Annotated in this window: 12 protein-coding genes; 5 read left to right on the top strand and 7 right to left on the bottom strand. The window is 67.2% G+C overall.

Going from position 1 to position 15,089, the window contains the following annotated elements:
• Positions 1-4 precede the first annotated feature (4 nt).
• Positions 5-358, bottom strand: a complete 354-nt coding sequence (locus G8346_RS06780; RefSeq protein WP_166049459.1) for a hypothetical protein — start codon at positions 356-358, stop codon at positions 5-7.
• A 215-nt stretch (positions 359-573) separates the two neighbouring features.
• On the opposite strand from G8346_RS06780, the gene G8346_RS06775 reads away from it, so the two are divergent.
• Positions 574-1,365: a hypothetical protein gene (locus G8346_RS06775; RefSeq protein WP_166049457.1), complete on the top strand. Its 792-nt coding sequence runs from the start codon at positions 574-576 to the stop codon at positions 1,363-1,365.
• 60 nt (positions 1,366-1,425) lie between these two features.
• Here the strand turns inward: G8346_RS06775 and G8346_RS06770 are convergent, their stop codons facing one another.
• Both G8346_RS06770 and G8346_RS06765 read right to left on the bottom strand, forming a co-directional pair.
• Positions 1,426-4,095 (bottom strand): serine/threonine-protein kinase, encoded by a 2,670-nt coding sequence (locus G8346_RS06770; protein WP_166049453.1) that lies wholly within the window; start codon positions 4,093-4,095, stop codon positions 1,426-1,428.
• Between the two features lie 168 nt (positions 4,096-4,263).
• On the bottom strand, positions 4,264-4,884 hold the full coding sequence (locus tag G8346_RS06765; RefSeq protein ID WP_166049451.1) for a trimeric intracellular cation channel family protein: 621 nt from the start codon (positions 4,882-4,884) through the stop codon (positions 4,264-4,266).
• 145 nt (positions 4,885-5,029) lie between these two features.
• On the opposite strand from G8346_RS06765, the gene acnD reads away from it, so the two are divergent.
• The 3 genes from acnD to G8346_RS06750 are packed head-to-tail and all read left to right on the top strand — an operon-like array spanning position 5,030 to position 10,097.
• Complete coding sequence (acnD, locus tag G8346_RS06760; RefSeq protein ID WP_166049564.1) at positions 5,030-7,630, top strand: Fe/S-dependent 2-methylisocitrate dehydratase AcnD; 2,601 nt, start codon at positions 5,030-5,032, stop codon at positions 7,628-7,630.
• Positions 7,627-8,805, top strand: coding sequence for a 2-methylaconitate cis-trans isomerase PrpF (gene prpF / locus G8346_RS06755; protein ID WP_166049449.1), 1,179 nt, complete (start codon positions 7,627-7,629; stop codon positions 8,803-8,805). The genes acnD and prpF overlap by 4 nt, the downstream gene beginning before the upstream one ends.
• Before the next feature lie 26 nt (positions 8,806-8,831).
• On the top strand, positions 8,832-10,097 hold the full coding sequence (locus G8346_RS06750) for a serine hydrolase (protein WP_206202612.1): 1,266 nt from the start codon (positions 8,832-8,834) through the stop codon (positions 10,095-10,097).
• A gap of 24 nt (positions 10,098-10,121) precedes the next feature.
• Here the strand turns inward: G8346_RS06750 and ligD (G8346_RS06745) are convergent, their stop codons facing one another.
• Genes ligD (G8346_RS06745) through G8346_RS06735 form a run of 3 tightly spaced genes read right to left on the bottom strand, consistent with a single transcriptional unit; the run spans position 10,122 to position 12,553 of the window.
• The gene (ligD, locus tag G8346_RS06745; protein ID WP_166049445.1) at positions 10,122-11,036 is read right to left on the bottom strand and encodes a non-homologous end-joining DNA ligase; all 915 of its coding nucleotides are present in this window, start codon (positions 11,034-11,036) and stop codon (positions 10,122-10,124) included.
• A gap of 1 nt (position 11,037) precedes the next feature.
• Positions 11,038-12,045, bottom strand: a complete 1,008-nt coding sequence (gene ligD, locus G8346_RS06740; RefSeq protein WP_166049443.1) for a non-homologous end-joining DNA ligase — start codon at positions 12,043-12,045, stop codon at positions 11,038-11,040.
• Complete coding sequence (locus tag G8346_RS06735) at positions 12,038-12,553, bottom strand: DNA polymerase ligase N-terminal domain-containing protein (RefSeq protein ID WP_166049440.1); 516 nt, start codon at positions 12,551-12,553, stop codon at positions 12,038-12,040. Before G8346_RS06735 ends, ligD (G8346_RS06740) begins: the two co-directional genes overlap by 8 nt.
• A 68-nt stretch (positions 12,554-12,621) precedes the next feature.
• Between G8346_RS06735 and G8346_RS06730 the strand changes: the two genes are divergently transcribed.
• Complete coding sequence (locus tag G8346_RS06730) at positions 12,622-13,857, top strand: APC family permease (RefSeq protein ID WP_166049439.1); 1,236 nt, start codon at positions 12,622-12,624, stop codon at positions 13,855-13,857.
• Here the strand turns inward: G8346_RS06730 and G8346_RS06725 are convergent.
• The gene (locus G8346_RS06725) at positions 13,854-14,933 is read right to left on the bottom strand and encodes an AI-2E family transporter (protein WP_166049438.1); all 1,080 of its coding nucleotides are present in this window, start codon (positions 14,931-14,933) and stop codon (positions 13,854-13,856) included. The genes G8346_RS06730 and G8346_RS06725 overlap by 4 nt on opposite strands.
• Positions 14,934-15,089 lie beyond the last annotated feature (156 nt).

Below are 15,089 nucleotides of genomic sequence, written 5' to 3'. Positions count from 1 at the left end.
AATTCTAATAAGCAGGACAGCGCACCAACTCGGTCGTAATCTCGCCCATGGGATGGCCCGGGTTGTGCAGCACGATGCGATCGCGTTCCTGCTCCACGATCTGGATGCGCTCCTCGCCCTCGCTGTGGGTGATGATGAGCAGGTCTCCCTCCACCCGGTACGCGGCGGCGGCGAGGGTCTCCCAGCGACCGTCCTCGGCAACTACGGCCGAGTGGTTTCCCTCGACATCGAACACGAGCCGGGATTCCGTGCAGCCTTCTGCGTCCAGGGCCCACTCGCCGATGATCCCGTCATTGGCGAGGGTGCTGGCGGACAGCAGGAGCGCGATGAGCGATGCAAGCATCAATCTATGTTTCATCTGGATCTCCCCAGGTTGCGCGTAGTCTTGTGTAGTCGGAATCAGGGTCTACCGTGGCTAACGGAAAAAGCCGGCATCCTCCGCCAAACCCCGTCTCGCAGGCAGCAGCAATTGGGCCACCGTCACGAGTCTGGCGGGTTTGTGTCCATTTTTGCGTTGTTCCTGGTAGAGGCCCAATTTCCGAGGCCTTGCCAGATCGTGGAGGAGTCCTGCACATGCTTAACCGGGCCAACCTGATCATCGCCGCCGCTTCAATGATTGGAATGGCGAGTTATCCCTCATCCGCCCTCGGCGACGTTCCGACCCTGAACCCTGACGTGGCCTATTCGGCCAAGCGCGTCATCTCCAGCGGCGAAGGGCGCATGGAGCAGCGCTACTTCCAGCGTGACGCCAGCACGAACCGGATGGAACTGCATGTAAATGGCGAGTACTCGGTGGCGATCATGAACGGCGATCGCGGCGTGATCATGCTCCTGATGCCCGCGCAGCAACTGTACATGGAGGGGTCGAGCGCGGGCCGGGCTTTCGACGAGACGAACGTCGAGCTGCCGGACCCCGAGACCTGGGAGATGGAGCGGGTCGGTCGTGAGTCCGTCAACGGCGTGCCGGCGACCAAGTATCGCGTCGCAACGGACGGCGGTGAGGTCACGCGGATGCGGGGCTTCATCTGGGTGTCCGATCACGGCATCCCCGTGCGCACCGACATGGTGACCGGCGATGACCGCATCCAGATGGAATTGAGTGACCTGGTCGTCGGGCCGCAGCCGGCGTCCCTGTTCGAGCCGCCTGCCGGTTACCAGCGGATTGGGCCCGGCGAGGGCATGGCGATCGGGGGTGACCGCATGCCCGGGGTCATGGGCCCTGAAGCCGGAAGCAATGAAACTGGCTTTGTCGGTGAACTGGCCTCGGAGGCCACGGAAGAGGCCAAGCGCGCCACGAAGGACGAGGTGCGCGATACGGTGAACGACGCGGTCAAAAAGGGCTTGCGTGGTCTGTTTGGCAAGTAAATCGGGCCAGGGTCCGGCGGCTGAAAGACGCCGGGCCATCGGAGGCACTCGGCCCGGCGGTCACTCGTAGGGCAGCGCCAGCGGCCCCGGGTCGACGCCGGCGGCAATGTCGCCCAGCCAGCGTTCGAGCTCGGCCAGGTGCTCTGGGTTGACACCGTCGGCCTGCGAGATGATTTCGAGGCTGCGCCTGCCCGTGGCCAGCGCCTCCTCTGAATGACCCTGCGCGTACTGGGCTTCTGCGAGATACCGCAGCGCGCCGCCAGTGAGCCTGTGGTCAGGCTCCAGGAGTGCGCCATAGATCTCGAGTGTTCGCTGCAGCAGGGCCACGGCCTCTTCGGGCCGTTCCTGTCGCAGGCGCACTATGCCAAGCTGCGCGGTGTCGACGGCAAACTCCCGGCTTTCGGGCCCGAATACCTGCTCTCCCATGGCCGTGGCCTGTTTGAGGTAGGGCTCGGCCTCGGCCCACTCGCCCAGCCGCAGGTACGCAGAGCCAAGGCCGCTGAGCAGGTAGGGAATGGTGGGGTTCACGCCATCCTCACCGGCGTGGTGCCGCTGGATGGCGAGCGCACGCTGGAGATAGCTGATCGCGCCTTGCGGGTCGCCGAGCGCGCGCCGTGAGGCCGCCAGCTGGCTGAGCAGCACGGAGAAGCTGGGATGCTCCTCTCCGAGCACCTGTTCGTCGATGGCGAGGGCCTGGAGTAGTACTCGCTCGGCGGCGGCCGGATCGCCAGACTCGTTCAGCGCGCTGCCGAGGTTGCCCAGGGAGACCGAGACCGCTGGATGCATCTCGCCGAACAGTTCGCGCCGCATGTCCGCGGAGGCCTGGAGCGCGGCGATCGCCTCCTTGTGCTTGCCCTGGCGGGAAAGGAGGGCGCCGAGCGCATTGAGGGTGGTGGCATGCTCGGCGGAAGCGGGTGCTCCGGCCTCGTGCGCTGCCACGGCAGCGGCGAGCAGGCGCTCCGCCTCGTCGTACCGGCTGGTGATGATGTGCACGATGCCGAGGTTGGTCAGCACCGGGGCGCGGCGCAGGGCCGCGTCCTCGGGTATCTCTGCCAGCGCCTCGCGGTTGTAGCGCTCTGACTCCTCGAAGCGCCCGAGCTGGAAATAGGTGAAACCCAGGTCCGCCAGCAGTTCGCCGCGGTCGAATGACACCGACTGCGGCGCCTGCGCGCGCGCGGCGAGGGCGCTCAGCATCAGGTCGACGGCCTGCTGGTAGCGGCCCAGCGCATGGCTGACCTTGCCGAGAGCCTGGAACATCTCGGCCTGCAGCGCCGGGTCGTCGTCCAGTGCCTCGACCCTCTCGATGCCGCGGTCCACCAGCTCGATCGCGGTGATCTCGCGACCGGCGGCGCTTGCGGGATCTGCGGCTTCGAACAGCTCCACCAGGTAGTCCGTGACCTGGCGCGCCTTGGCGGCTTCGCGCTCGGCCTGCGCCGCTGCCGCCTCCGCCCGGTCGCGCTCGACGGCCAGGCGCTCGACGTGCAGCGTGAGCCCGATGAACAACACCGCCGGGATGAGCACGCCGGCCGCGACGGCCCAGGCATTGCGGCGGACGAAGCGCCCGGCGAGATAGCGCCAGTTGCCCGCGCGGGCCGATACCGGGAGCCGGCGACGATGCCGCTCGAGGTCCGCGCGCAGCTGGTCCACCGTCGGATAGCGTTGTTCCGGCTCCTTGCGCAGCGCCGCCTGGCAGATGACGTCGAGATCGCCGCGCAACCGGCGGGCCAGGCGTGCGGGCGTGCTGTCGCGAAGTGCGGCCAGGGCTTCGGGGTCGGAACCGTCGGTCTGGTCCTCGACGCGCGCCGAAGGGTTTGCGGGACGCTCCTGCGCAACCGCATTGCGCAGCCGCAGCGGCTGGTCTGATGGCGTCCGGTAGGGCGAGCATCCGGTCAGGAGCTGGTAGAGCAGCACGCCGAGCGCATAGACGTCGCTGGCCGTGGTGATGGGTTCACCCAGAACCTGCTCGGGGCTGGCGTAAGCGGGCGTCATGGGGCGACCGCCCTGTTCGGTGAGCTCGCTGTCCGGGCCGTGCAGCGCCTCGGGGTCCAGCACCTTGGCGATGCCGAAGTCGAGCAGCTTCACGCGGCCTTCTGGCGTTACGAGGATGTTCGACGGCTTCAAGTCGCGATGGACCACCAGGCGCCGGTGGGCGTACGCCACGACCTCGAGCACCTGGGCGAACAGCGCGAGACGCGCATCGAGGTCGAGGCGATGCCGGTCGCAGTACTCGGTGATGGGCAGCCCGTCGACGTACTCCATGACGAAGTAGGGCCAGCCCTCGCCGACGACGCCGCCGTCGAGCAGCCGCGCCAGGTTCGGGTGCTCGAGGCCGGCGAGGATGCGGCGCTCGGCGCGGAAGCGGCGCACCGTCTGTTCGTCGTCGATCCAGCGCCGCAACAGCTTGATCGCCACGGTCTGCTGGAACTGGCCGTCATTGCGCTCGGCCTTCCACACCACCGACATGCCGCCCGCGCCGATGCGCTCGGTCAGCTTCCAGGGGCCGATCTGCTCGGGCACGCCCGGCGCAGCCGCTTCGGCTTCGTTCCCGTCGGTGGCGCTTTCCGCCATGCGGCGCATGGACGTCACCGCGGCTGCAAAGGCGGCGGCGCTGCGGCGCTCCGCGTCCAGCAACCGCCGGACCGCCGACTCGAGCGCCTCGTCGCCGGCACACAGTTCGACAAGCGCGGCTTCCCGGTCGGCCTCCGGCAACTCCAGCAGCGCCGAAAACACCGCGTCAACGCGTTTCCATTCGGGTCCGGAAGGTGTCGATGTGCTCAATTGTTCCCCCTCATACATCGTCCAGGCGGACCCGCTGGATCGATAAAATTTTCGTGAATCCTACAATCGCGACGTGCAGCGCGCCAAGATTGCTGCAAGCATATTGCAAGCGGTCGTTCTCTAACCCATGCGCCCGCCGCCATATGGGGGCAGCGAAAGGTTCCAGCGGATCGCCGCAAGGCGCAGGCCGGCGCACAGGATGAAGGCCACTGTTGTGGACAGCAGCGGCCCGGCTCCGCCGGCTTCTAGCAGCACGTAGGCCACGCTCCCGGCCAAGGCGGCCAGCGCATAGATTTCCTGCTGCAGCACCAGCGGCACCTCGTTGCAGAGCACGTCACGGATGATGCCGCCGGCAATGCCGGTCGTCACGCCCATCATGACTGCAATCCCGCCGTGCGTGCCGGCGGTGAGCGCCAGCTGTGTGCCGGCGACCACGAACAGGCCGAGGCCCAGCGCATCGGCGATGCGCAGCCAGCGCAAACGCGACTCCAGCGAGCGCGCCCAGCTGAAGCTGATGAGGGCGGCGGCGACGCATACGCCGAGATACATGGGGTCGGCAACCCAGGTGACGGGGTGGAGGTCGAGCAACAGGTTGCGCAGCGTGCCGCCGCCGAGACCCGTGACGATAGCGATGACCACGAAGCCGAAGGGATCGAGCCGGCTGCGGGCCGCCGCGAGCCCGCCCGACAATGCAAACACGAACGTGCCGGCCAGATCGAGGGAGTAGATGAGGGGGTTCATGGATCAGGCGGCCTCTGGTCCGGGAGATTGTTGCCAGGTGGTTTCAGAATGCGACGTGCCGGGGCCCGCGCCGTTCTTGGCGCGCCGGCCATAGGGCTATAATCGATTGCCATTACCCATGTCCAGCGATCCGCTCCAGGCCAACATGAATACCAACTACCGCAAGCATCTCCCCGGCACCGACCTCGACTACTTCGACGCCGGCGCGGCCATAGAGGCCATCCAGCCCGGCAGCTACAACAGGCTGCCCTATGTCTCGAAAGTGCTGGCCGAGCAGCTGGTGCGCCGTTGCGAGCCGGAGGCATTGACCGATTCCCTGCGACAGCTGGTGGAGCGACGCCGGGACCTGGACTTCCCGTGGTATCCCGCCCGCGTGGTGTGCCACGACATCCTCGGCCAGACCGCGCTGGTGGACCTCGCGGGGCTCAGGGACGCGATTGCGGAGAAGGGCGGCGACCCGGCGCTGGTGAACCCGGTGGTGCCGACGCAGCTGATCGTGGACCACTCGCTGGCCGTTGAGGCCGCCGGCTTCGACCCGGACGCCTTCCGCAAGAACCGCGACATCGAGGACCGGCGTAACGAGGACCGCTTCCACTTCATCGAGTGGACCAAGACAGCGTTCAAGAACGTGGATGTCATCCCGGCCGGCAACGGCATCATGCACCAGATCAACTTGGAGAAGATGTCGCCGGTGGTGCAGGTGCGCGACGGCGTCGCCTTCCCCGACACCTGCGTCGGCACCGACTCCCACACTCCCCACGTGGACTGCCTCGGCGTGATCGCCATCGGCGTCGGCGGGCTGGAGGCCGAGACCGTGATGCTCGGGCATCCGTCCATGATGCGCCTGCCCGACATCGTGGGCGTGAAGCTCACCGGCCGGCGCAAGCCGGGCATCACGGCGACGGACATCGTGCTGGCCATCACCGAGTTCCTGCGCCAGCAGCGCGTGGTAGGCGCCTGGCTGGAGTTCTTCGGCGAAGGCGCCGCGACCCTGACCATCGGGGATCGCGCCACCATTTCCAACATGACGCCGGAGTACGGCGCCACCGCCGGCATGTTCTACATCGACGCCCAGACCATCGACTACCTGAAGCTGACCGGGCGCGAGCCGGAACAAGTGGAGCTCGTGGAGCGCTATGCGAAGGTCACCGGCCTGTGGGCGGACCAGATGCAGGCGGCCGAGTACGAGCGCGTGCTGGAATTCGACTTGTCCACCGTGGAACGCAACATGGCGGGTCCGTCCAACCCGCACCGCCGCCTGCCTACGTCGGCGCTGGCCGAGCGCGGCGTCGCCGGGCATCTCGATGAGGCGCGTGCCGAAGAGGCCGAGGGCCTGCTGCCGGACGGCGCGGTGATCATCGCCGCGATCACCTCCTGCACCAACACCTCGAACCCACGCAACGTGGTTGCCGCGGCCCTGCTGGCGCGCAAGGCGAACGAACTCGGCCTGGTGCGCAAGCCCTGGGTGAAGTCCTCCTTTGCGCCAGGCTCGAAGGTGGCACAGCTCTACCTGGAGGAGGCGGGCCTGCTCCCCGAGCTCGAGCGACTGGGCTTCGGCATCGTCGCCTTCGCCTGTACCACCTGCAACGGCATGTCCGGCGCACTGGACCCGAAGATCCAGCAGGAGATCATCGACCGCGACCTGTACGCGGTGGCGGTGCTGTCGGGCAACCGGAACTTCGACGGCCGTATCCATCCCTACGCCAAGCAGGCTTTCCTGGCCTCGCCGCCGCTGGTGGTGGCCTACGCCATCGCCGGCACGGTGCGCTTCGACATCGAGCGCGACGCGCTCGGCACGGACAAGGATGGCAAGCCGATCACGCTCAAGGACATCTGGCCGTCCGACGAGGAGATCGACTCCGTCGTCGCCGAGTACGTCAAGCCGGAGCAGTTCCGGCGCGTGTACATCCCGATGTTCGACCTCGGCAAGGTGGAGGAGGCGGCAAGCCCGTTGTACGACTGGCGGCCGCAATCGACTTACATCCGTCGGCCTCCTTACTGGGAGGGGGCGCTGGCCGGCGAACGGACCCTTAAGGGGATGCGCCCGCTGGCCATCCTCGGCGACAACATCACCACCGATCATCTCTCGCCCTCCAACGCCATCCTGGCGAGCAGCGCGGCGGGCGAGTACCTGGCAAAGATGGGCCTGCCGGAAGAGGACTTCAACTCCTACGCCACCCACCGCGGCGACCACCTCACCGCGCAGCGCGCCACCTTCGCCAATCCGAAGCTCATCAACGAGATGGCGGTCGGGGACGGCGAGGTGAAGCAGGGCTCGCTGGCGCGCGTCGAGCCCGACGGGAAGGTGATGCGCATGTGGGAGGCGATCGAGACCTACATGGCGCGCAAACAGCCGCTGATCATCATCGCCGGCGCGGACTATGGCCAGGGCTCCTCGCGCGACTGGGCCGCCAAGGGCGTGCGCCTCGCCGGCGTCGAGGCGATTGTGGCCGAGGGCTTCGAGCGCATCCATCGCACCAACCTGGTCGGCATGGGCGTGTTGCCGCTGCAGTTCAAGCCAGGCGACACGCGCAAGACGCTGGGGCTCGACGGCACCGAGACCTTCGATGTCGAGGGCGAGATCGCGCCCGGCGCAGAGCTCACGCTGGTCATCCATCGCGCCGACGGCGAGACGGCCCGTGTGCCCGTCACCTGTCGCCTCGACACGGCGGCAGAAGTGCGAGTGTATGAAGCCGGCGGCGTGCTGCAGCGCTTCGCGCAGGACTTCCTGGAGTCCGCCGCATGAGCCATGCGCCGCAGATCCGCATTCCCGCCGTCTACATGCGCGGCGGCACCTCGAAGGGCGTGTTCTTCCGGCTCGGCGACCTCCCTGAGGCGGCACGGGTCCCGGGCGAAGCGCGCGACAGGCTGCTGTTGCGGGTGATCGGCAGCCCGGACCCGTACGGCAAGCACACCGACGGCATGGGCGGCGCCACGTCCAGCACCAGCAAGACGGTGATCCTGTGCCCGAGCACGCGGCCGGACCACGACGTCGATTACCTGTTCGGCCAGGTCTCGATCGACAAGCCCTTCATCGACTGGAGCGGCAACTGCGGCAACCTCACTGCGGCGGTGGGCTCCTTCGCCATCAGCATGGGGCTGGTCGATCCCGCGCGGGTGCCTGAGAACGGTACGGCAGTCGTGCGCATCTGGCAGCAGAACATCGGCAAGACGATCGTGGCCCATGTACCGATGAAGGGCGGGGCTGTGCAGGAAACCGGCGACTTCGAGCTCGACGGCGTGACCTTCCCGGCGGCCGAGGTCCAGGTGGATTTCATCAGCCCGGTGGACGCCGCCGATGCGATGTTTCCCACCGGGAACATCGTCGACCAGCTCGAAGTGCCGGGCATCGGTGCCTTCCCTGCGACCATGATCAATGCCGGCATCCCGACGGTGTTCCTGAACGCGGCCGACATCGGCTACGACGGCCGCGAGCTGCAGGAGGCGATCAACGGTGACCCGGCCGCGCTGGCGCGCTTCGAGATCATTCGCGCCCATGGGGCTGTGCAGATGGGCCTGATCAAGGATATTGCCGAGGCGGCGGCGCGCCAGCACACGCCCAAGGTGGCTTTCGTCGCCCCGCCGGCGAGCTATACGGCCTCCAGCGGCAAGGCGATCGACGCCAGGGACATCGACCTGAACGTGCGCGCCCTTTCTATGGGGAAGTTGCACCACGCCATGATGGGCACCGCCGCGGTGGCCATCGGCACGGCGGCCGCCATCCCGGGGACGCTGGTCAACCTGGCGGCCGGCGGCGGCGAGCGGGCCGCGGTCACTTTCGGCCACCCCTCCGGCACGCTCAAGGTCGGCGCCGCGGTCAGCGAAACCGACGGCGACTGGAAGGTCGAGAAAGTCGTCATGAGCCGCAGCGCGCGCGTTTTGATGGAAGGCTGGGTGCGCGTGCCCGGTGACTGCTTCTAGTGCCCATGGATTTCCTCCGCCGGAAAATGCTGCGCCTAAGCACAGTCCCGGACGACCTAGACAAGGTCATCCGCATCGATGTGCGCAAGGAGGTCGCCCCCGAAGAAGCGGGCTTGCGCCGCGCCGATCTGGACCGGGTGTGGGACGAGGTCATCAAGGTGTACCGCAGCGGTGTCCACCCGGCGATCACCATCAACCTGCGTTATCGCGGCAAGGTCGTCATGGCACGCAGTATCGGCCACGCGCGCGGCAACGGTCCGCACGACGGGGCCGATGCCACTCGCGTCGTCGCGTCTCCCGACACGCCGATGTGCCTGTTCTCCGCTTCCAAGGCGGTCACCGCGTTCCTGATGCACTTGCTCGCGGAGGACGGCCTGGTCGACCTCGACCGTCCCGTGGCCTTCTATAACCCGGAATTCGGGCGCAAGGGCAAGGAGAACATCACCCTGCACCAGGTGCTTGCGCATCGCGGCGGCATCCCCGGACTGCCCAGCGACACGCCGATTGAAACGCTGTGGGACGAGGACGCGACCTGGGAGTTGCTGTGCGCCGCTGAGCCGATCATCACCGACGGTTCCAAGCTGGCGTACCACGCCATCACCGGCGGTTTCGTGCTGCAGCGCGTCCTGCGCACGGTCACCGGGGCCGACATCGATGCCTACCTCGAGCGCAAGATCCGTGCGCCGATGAGAATGAAATACTTTACCTATGGCGCGCGGCCTGAGCATCGCGAGGCGCTGGCGCTGAGCTACGCCACCGGTCCGCGCCAGGGTCCGGTGCTGAATGCCCTGATTCGGCGCGCTTTGGGAACGGAAATGGAGTCGATCGAGGAAATCAGCAACGCCCCGCGCTTCCACGACGCCATCATCCCGGCGGGTAACCTCGTCGGCACCGCGGCGGAAGTTTCCGCGTTCTTCCAGATGATGCTGAATGGCGGCACCTGGCGCGGTCGCCGTATTTGCCGGCCCGATACCATTGCCGGCGCCGTGCGGGAAGTCGAGGGCCGCAGCTTCGATAGGACGCTGCTGCTGCCGATGCGCTACAGCGCCGGGCTGATGCTCGGCGATACGCCGGTGGGGTTATGGGGGCCGCACAGCCGGGAGGCCTTCGGCCACGTCGGCCTGATCAACAAGTTCGCCTGGGCCGACCCGCAGCGACAGCTGTCGGTGGCGATCCTGACCTCGGGCATACTGCTGGTGGCGCACCACCTGGTGCCGTTCGCGAAGCTGGTGGGCAGCATCGCCGGCCTGGTCCCGCGCATGGGCGAGTCCGAGGCGGTCTCTGCCGCGTGACGGCCTCGGTGCCCGTGCCGCTGGTCAAGACAGCCGCTTCAGCTCGCGCCGCGCCCGTCGGGCCGAACCTGCGTGGCGGCGAATGTCCTGCCATGGATCATCCTTCTGCCCGAGGCGTCGCAGGATATTCTTGAGGTGCCAGCGTTGCGGATGCAGGCGCTTGTCGCCCAGTTCATCCAGTGCGAGTGGCGCGGCCACCGGTGCGCCGGGCAGTGCGCGCACGGCGTAGGGCGCGACGCTGGTCTGGCCGTAGGCGTTGCGCATCACGTCGAGATACAGCCGGCCGCGGCGCTTGTTCTTGCGCTGCGCAACCGTGAGTTCCTCCGCATGCTGCGCCGCCAGCCAGTCGGCCATGGCCCGCGCCAGGTCACGTACCTCGTCGAAGCCCAGGTCCGGTTTGAGCGGCGCGACGACATGCAGCCCGCGGGAGCCCGTGGTCATGACAAAGGGTTGCAGGCCCAGCTGTTCGATCAGGGCGGCGACCCAGCGGGCGCCCTGGCGCACCGGCTCGAAGTCCTCGCCCGGCGGGTCGAGGTCGAACACCAGCTTGTCCGGCGTGCGCAGTTTCGGCACGGAGGCCAGCCAGCCGTGGAGGGTGATCGTCCCCTGGTTGGCGAGGTAGGCGAGCGTCGCCTCGTTGTTGCAGAGGATGTGCTCGACCGGTCCCTGCGCTCCGTCATCCGCGCGGGCGGCGTGGCGCGTGGCGATCCAGTCGGGGAAATAGTCGGGCGCCTGCTGCTGGTAGAAGCCTTCCTCGTCGATGCCGTCGGGGAAGCGATGCAGCGTCAGCGGGCGTCCCTTGAGGTGCGGAAGTATCACGGGGGCGATGGCGCGGTAATAGCGGATGAGCCCACCCTTGGTGATGCCGGCGTCGGGAAACAGGACCTTGTCCGTGTTCGAGGTCTCGAAGCTGTAGGCGCCGAAGTTCAGGCGGGACATGTCAGGCAGGCTCCTCGCGCACGACCTTGCCAGCGGGCTTGTCGTGTCGCAGTCCCACGAAGCGCGGATGGCGCAGGCGGCCGTCGCCGGTCCACTCGGTAAAGGCGATTTCGGCCACCAGCTTCGGGGTTACCCAGTGGGTGCCCGATCCCGCGTGGCGAGGAGAGGCCTTGAAGGGGCAGGTCTTGCGCGCCAGCGATTGCAGTCGCTTCGCCAGACTCTCCAGCAGTTCATCGTCGAAGCCGGTGCCGACCTTGCCGGCGTATACCAGGTCCTTGCCCTCGTAGTAGCCCAGCAGCAGGGCGCCGAAGCCGTTGCGGCTGCCCTTGGGATCGGTATAGCCGGCCACCACGAACTCTTGGCGATCGACGCACTTGAACTTCAGCCAGTCCCGCGAGCGATGATGCACGTAGGCTGCGTCCGCGCGCTTGGCGATCACCCCTTCCCAACCCTTGTCGCAGGCTTCTGCGTAGTAGGCTTCGCCCGACTCGTTGCGGTGGGCCGTGAAGCGCAGTGGGTCGGCGAACTTCGTGCAGTTCCGCAGCAGCGCCTTGCGGGTGCGCAGGGGCAGGGCGGTGACGTCGTAGCCTTCCAGGTGGAGCACGTCGAAGAGATAGAGGTAGACCTTCACGTCGCTTTGGCTGGCCTCTTCGGGATCGGTGATGCCGAGTCGCTGCTGCAGGCGCGAGAAGCTCGTGACGTCGCCGTCGAAGGCCACGACCTCGCCGTCCACGATCGTGCCGCTCGGCACCTGGGTGTCCAGCGCCTCAATGAGCTCGGGATAGGTATCTGCCAGGTCACGTTGGTTGCGTGACAGCAGACGCGTCTTGCGCCCGCTGCGGAAGGCCAGGCAGCGTTCGCCGTCGAGTTTGCGCTCGTAGATCCAGTCCGGTGAGGAGAAGCGTTTCTTGGTCAAGGTCGCGAGCATGGGCGCAGTCCAGTCGGGCAGCGCCTTGCGACGGACTTTCCCGCGCTCTTCATCCGACAGCCTGTCGCGCCATTCACTCATCTTCGGCGGCCGCCTCGACCTGTTTCAGCGTCCGGCCCGTGAGGACCGACTTCGGCTCCGAGCTGGTCGGCTTGCGGCGGGCATCGGCTTCCTCGTCGTCCATCTTGATGACCAGCCACTTCGGCTTCTTGCCGCCCTCGATGCGCTTCAGGGCGTAACCGCCGCGCAATTTCTTGCCCTCGAGCCAGATCTCGAGGAGGCCATCCTCCAGGGCATCCTCCATGCCCGTGTTGTCGCCGCCTTTGCCCGCGCGCAGGTTGCGGTAGGTGCCGGTGTCCCATACGAGCACCGTGCCCGCGCCATACTCGCCCTCGGGGATCACGCCCTCGAAGTCGATGTAATCGAGCTTGTGGTCCTCGACCTGGATCGCCAGGCGCTTGTCGCGGGGGTCAGTGGACAGGCCCTTCGGCACGGCCCAGGACACCAGCGCGCCACCGAATTCCAGCCGGAAGTCGTAGTGCAGGCTGGAGGCGTCGTGTTTCTGGATGACGAAACGTCGCTTGCTCATCGGTCTCGGTGTTCTGCTTCCTCGCCCCAAGTCTAGTAGATGAATTCAACGACTATGCTTGGAGTGCGATGACACGACAATCGCAGCTGAAGCGCATCGTCACGTTGCCGTTCCTCGTCCTGTACGGACTCGGGACCATGGTGGGCGGGGGATTCTATGCGCTGATGGGCAAGGTGGCGGGCGAGGCGGCGCTGTTTGCCCCCGTTGCCATGCTGTGCTCGGGGGTGCTGGCCCTGCTCAGCGGCCTCGCCATCGCGGAACTCGCCTCGCGCTACCCTGACAGTTCGGGGCCGGTGCGCTACATCAAGGAGGGCTTCGGTCGCGACTGGCTCGCCCGCACGGTGGGGGTGCTGATGATCCTCACTGGCGTGGTGTCGGCCGCGGCGCTGGCCGTGGCGACGGTGGGATTCCTGCAGGATTTCGTCGTGGTGCCCGAGAGACCGGCGATCGTCTTGCTGGTTATGGGCATGGGCGCGGTAGCCGCGTGGGGCATCGGCAAGTCGGTTGCGGTGGTCTCCGTCATCACGCTGATCGAGGTGGGCGCACTGCTGTATGCGGGCGTGGTGGCCGAGGCGGACCTGGTCGATGTCGCCCGGCAGTGGCGGGAATTCATGCCGCCGCTCGAAGCGACGGCGTGGGTCGGCATCTTCTCCGGCGCCTTCCTGGCCTTCTACGCCTTCATCGGTTTCGAGGACATGGCGACCATGGCGGAGGAGGTCAAGGACGCCCGCCGGACTCTCCCGCGCGCCATCGTCATCAGCCTGCTCCTCACCATCGTGCTCTACGTCGTGGTCGCGCTGGTCGCAGTGGCTTCGATCGGCCCGATGGCGCTGGCCGAGAGCAACACCCCGGTGGCGGCGATGGTCGAAGGGCACGGCTGGTACTCAACCACGGGTCTCGGCATCGTCAGCCTGCTCACCGGGCTGAACGGGGCGCTGGTGCAGATCATCATGGCCTCGCGCGTGGTCTATGGCATGGCGCGGGACGCGGGAGCGCCGGCACCGGCGTGGCTCGCCAAAGTCAGTCCGCGGACGCGTACGCCCCTCAGGGCCACAGCGCTGATCACGGCGGTGATCATGCTGCTGGCGGTGCTGTTCCCACTGACCACGCTGGCGAAGGTCACCAGCGCGATCATCCTGCTGGTGTTCGGGTCGTTGAACGTGGCGTTGTGGGTGATCAAGCGCCGCGATCCGGATTGGGACGGCGCAGGACTGCGACTGCCGGTGTGGCTGCCCGTGGCCGGGGTGCTGAGCACCGGCCTGGTGCTGGCTTTCCAGCTCTGGCTGGTGATCGGGGCCGCCTAGTCGGATTTCTCCGTCGCTTCCGCAGGCGTCTCGCGCTGCGGATTGAACTCCCGGCTGAAGATCTGCCAGAAGGCGACGAACAGCACGGCAATCAACGGCCCGACCACGAAGCCGTTGATGCCTGCCATGGCGATGCCGCCCAGGGTGGACAGCAGCACCATCCAGTCGGGTAGCTTGGTGTCACGGCCCACCAGCAGCGGGCGCAGGATATTGTCGGCCAGGCCTATGATCAGCACGCCGTAGGCGATCAGCACCGTGGCGGCGATCCAGTCGCCGACGGCGTAGAGATAGATCGCCGCCGGCAACCACACGAGCCCCGCGCCCACGGCGGGGATGAGCGACAGCACCGTCATCACCACGCCCCAGAGCAGCGCTGCGGGCAGGCCGAGGATCCAGAAGATCAGGCCGCCGAGCATGCCCTGCACCAGGGCGACCAGGAGATTGCCTTTCACGGTGGCTCGCGCAACTTCGGCGAACTTCTGGAACAGCAGCCGCTCACGCTCGTCGCCCAGGGGGATGGCATGCACCAGCTGCTCCACCAGCTTGCGCCCGTCGCGCAGCAGGAAATACGCCACGTAGAGCATCAACGCCAGCTTGAGCACGAAGCCAAAAGTGCCCTGGCCGACCGCCAGCGCATTGCGCGCGAGGAACTGGCTGGCGGCGACTGCAGCGCTGGCGGCCCGGTCGCGCACCGTGCTCATGTCGATGTCGAAGCGCTCGAGGAGGCCCTGCAGCACAGGGAAGGCGTTTCGCACCTGGTCGATGTACTTGCCGGGCTGGAGCTCGCCGGCCTGGATCTGCTCGAAGACGGACAGGCCCTGCTGCAGGAAAGAGAACAGCAGCAGGAGCACCGGTATGACCACCAGCACGACGCAGGCGAATAGCGTGGTGAGGGCGGTGGTGTTCGGACGTTGGCCCCAGCGTTGCTCGAGCCAGAGCTGCATCGGGTGGAATAGCACAGCGATGATGCACGCCCATAGCAGCGGCGCGAAGAAGGGCTTGAGCAGCCAAAGGAACACGCCTGTGACCAGGGCGAGCAGGATGAGGAAGGCGGCTTGCTCGAGCTTTTCGCTCATGGGGCGGCGTCCGGTGGCGGGTGCGGGTGCGGGTGCCGCCACTTTATGCAGTGGGATGCCTGGGAGCAACTGCGGCCGATTCGTGGCCTGGAGTAGGCGTGATGCTGAAGAAGATTGTCTTAGCGCGGGGCGCGGGGTGCCGGGCGCCGCAGGCTT

The organism is Thioalkalivibrio sp. XN279, from assembly GCF_011089885.1.
Taxonomy (GTDB): domain Bacteria; phylum Pseudomonadota; class Gammaproteobacteria; order Steroidobacterales; family XN24; genus XN24.
Note: the sequence above shows the minus strand (reverse complement) of the source record. Positions and strands in the feature narration are given on the sequence as shown.

Excerpts from the sequence above, each read along its gene's own strand:
- G8346_RS06780 (WP_166049459.1), bottom strand. The coding sequence starts at position 358 with ATGAAACATAGATTGATGCTTGCATCGCTCATCGCGCTCCTGCTGTCC.
- G8346_RS06725 (WP_166049438.1), bottom strand. The coding sequence starts at position 14,933 with ATGAGCGAAAAGCTCGAGCAAGCCGCCTTCCTCATCCTGCTCGCCCTG.
- G8346_RS06765 (WP_166049451.1), bottom strand. The coding sequence starts at position 4,884 with ATGAACCCCCTCATCTACTCCCTCGATCTGGCCGGCACGTTCGTGTTT.
- G8346_RS06730 (WP_166049439.1), top strand. The coding sequence starts at position 12,622 with ATGACACGACAATCGCAGCTGAAGCGCATCGTCACGTTGCCGTTCCTC.
- prpF (WP_166049449.1), top strand. The coding sequence starts at position 7,627 with ATGAGCCATGCGCCGCAGATCCGCATTCCCGCCGTCTACATGCGCGGC.
- G8346_RS06735 (WP_166049440.1), bottom strand. The coding sequence starts at position 12,553 with ATGAGCAAGCGACGTTTCGTCATCCAGAAACACGACGCCTCCAGCCTG.
- G8346_RS06750 (WP_206202612.1), top strand. The coding sequence starts at position 8,832 with ATGCTGCGCCTAAGCACAGTCCCGGACGACCTAGACAAGGTCATCCGC.
- acnD (WP_166049564.1), top strand. The coding sequence starts at position 5,030 with ATGAATACCAACTACCGCAAGCATCTCCCCGGCACCGACCTCGACTAC.
- G8346_RS06775 (WP_166049457.1), top strand. The coding sequence starts at position 574 with ATGCTTAACCGGGCCAACCTGATCATCGCCGCCGCTTCAATGATTGGA.
- ligD (WP_166049443.1), bottom strand. The coding sequence starts at position 12,045 with ATGAGTGAATGGCGCGACAGGCTGTCGGATGAAGAGCGCGGGAAAGTC.
- ligD (WP_166049445.1), bottom strand. The coding sequence starts at position 11,036 with ATGTCCCGCCTGAACTTCGGCGCCTACAGCTTCGAGACCTCGAACACG.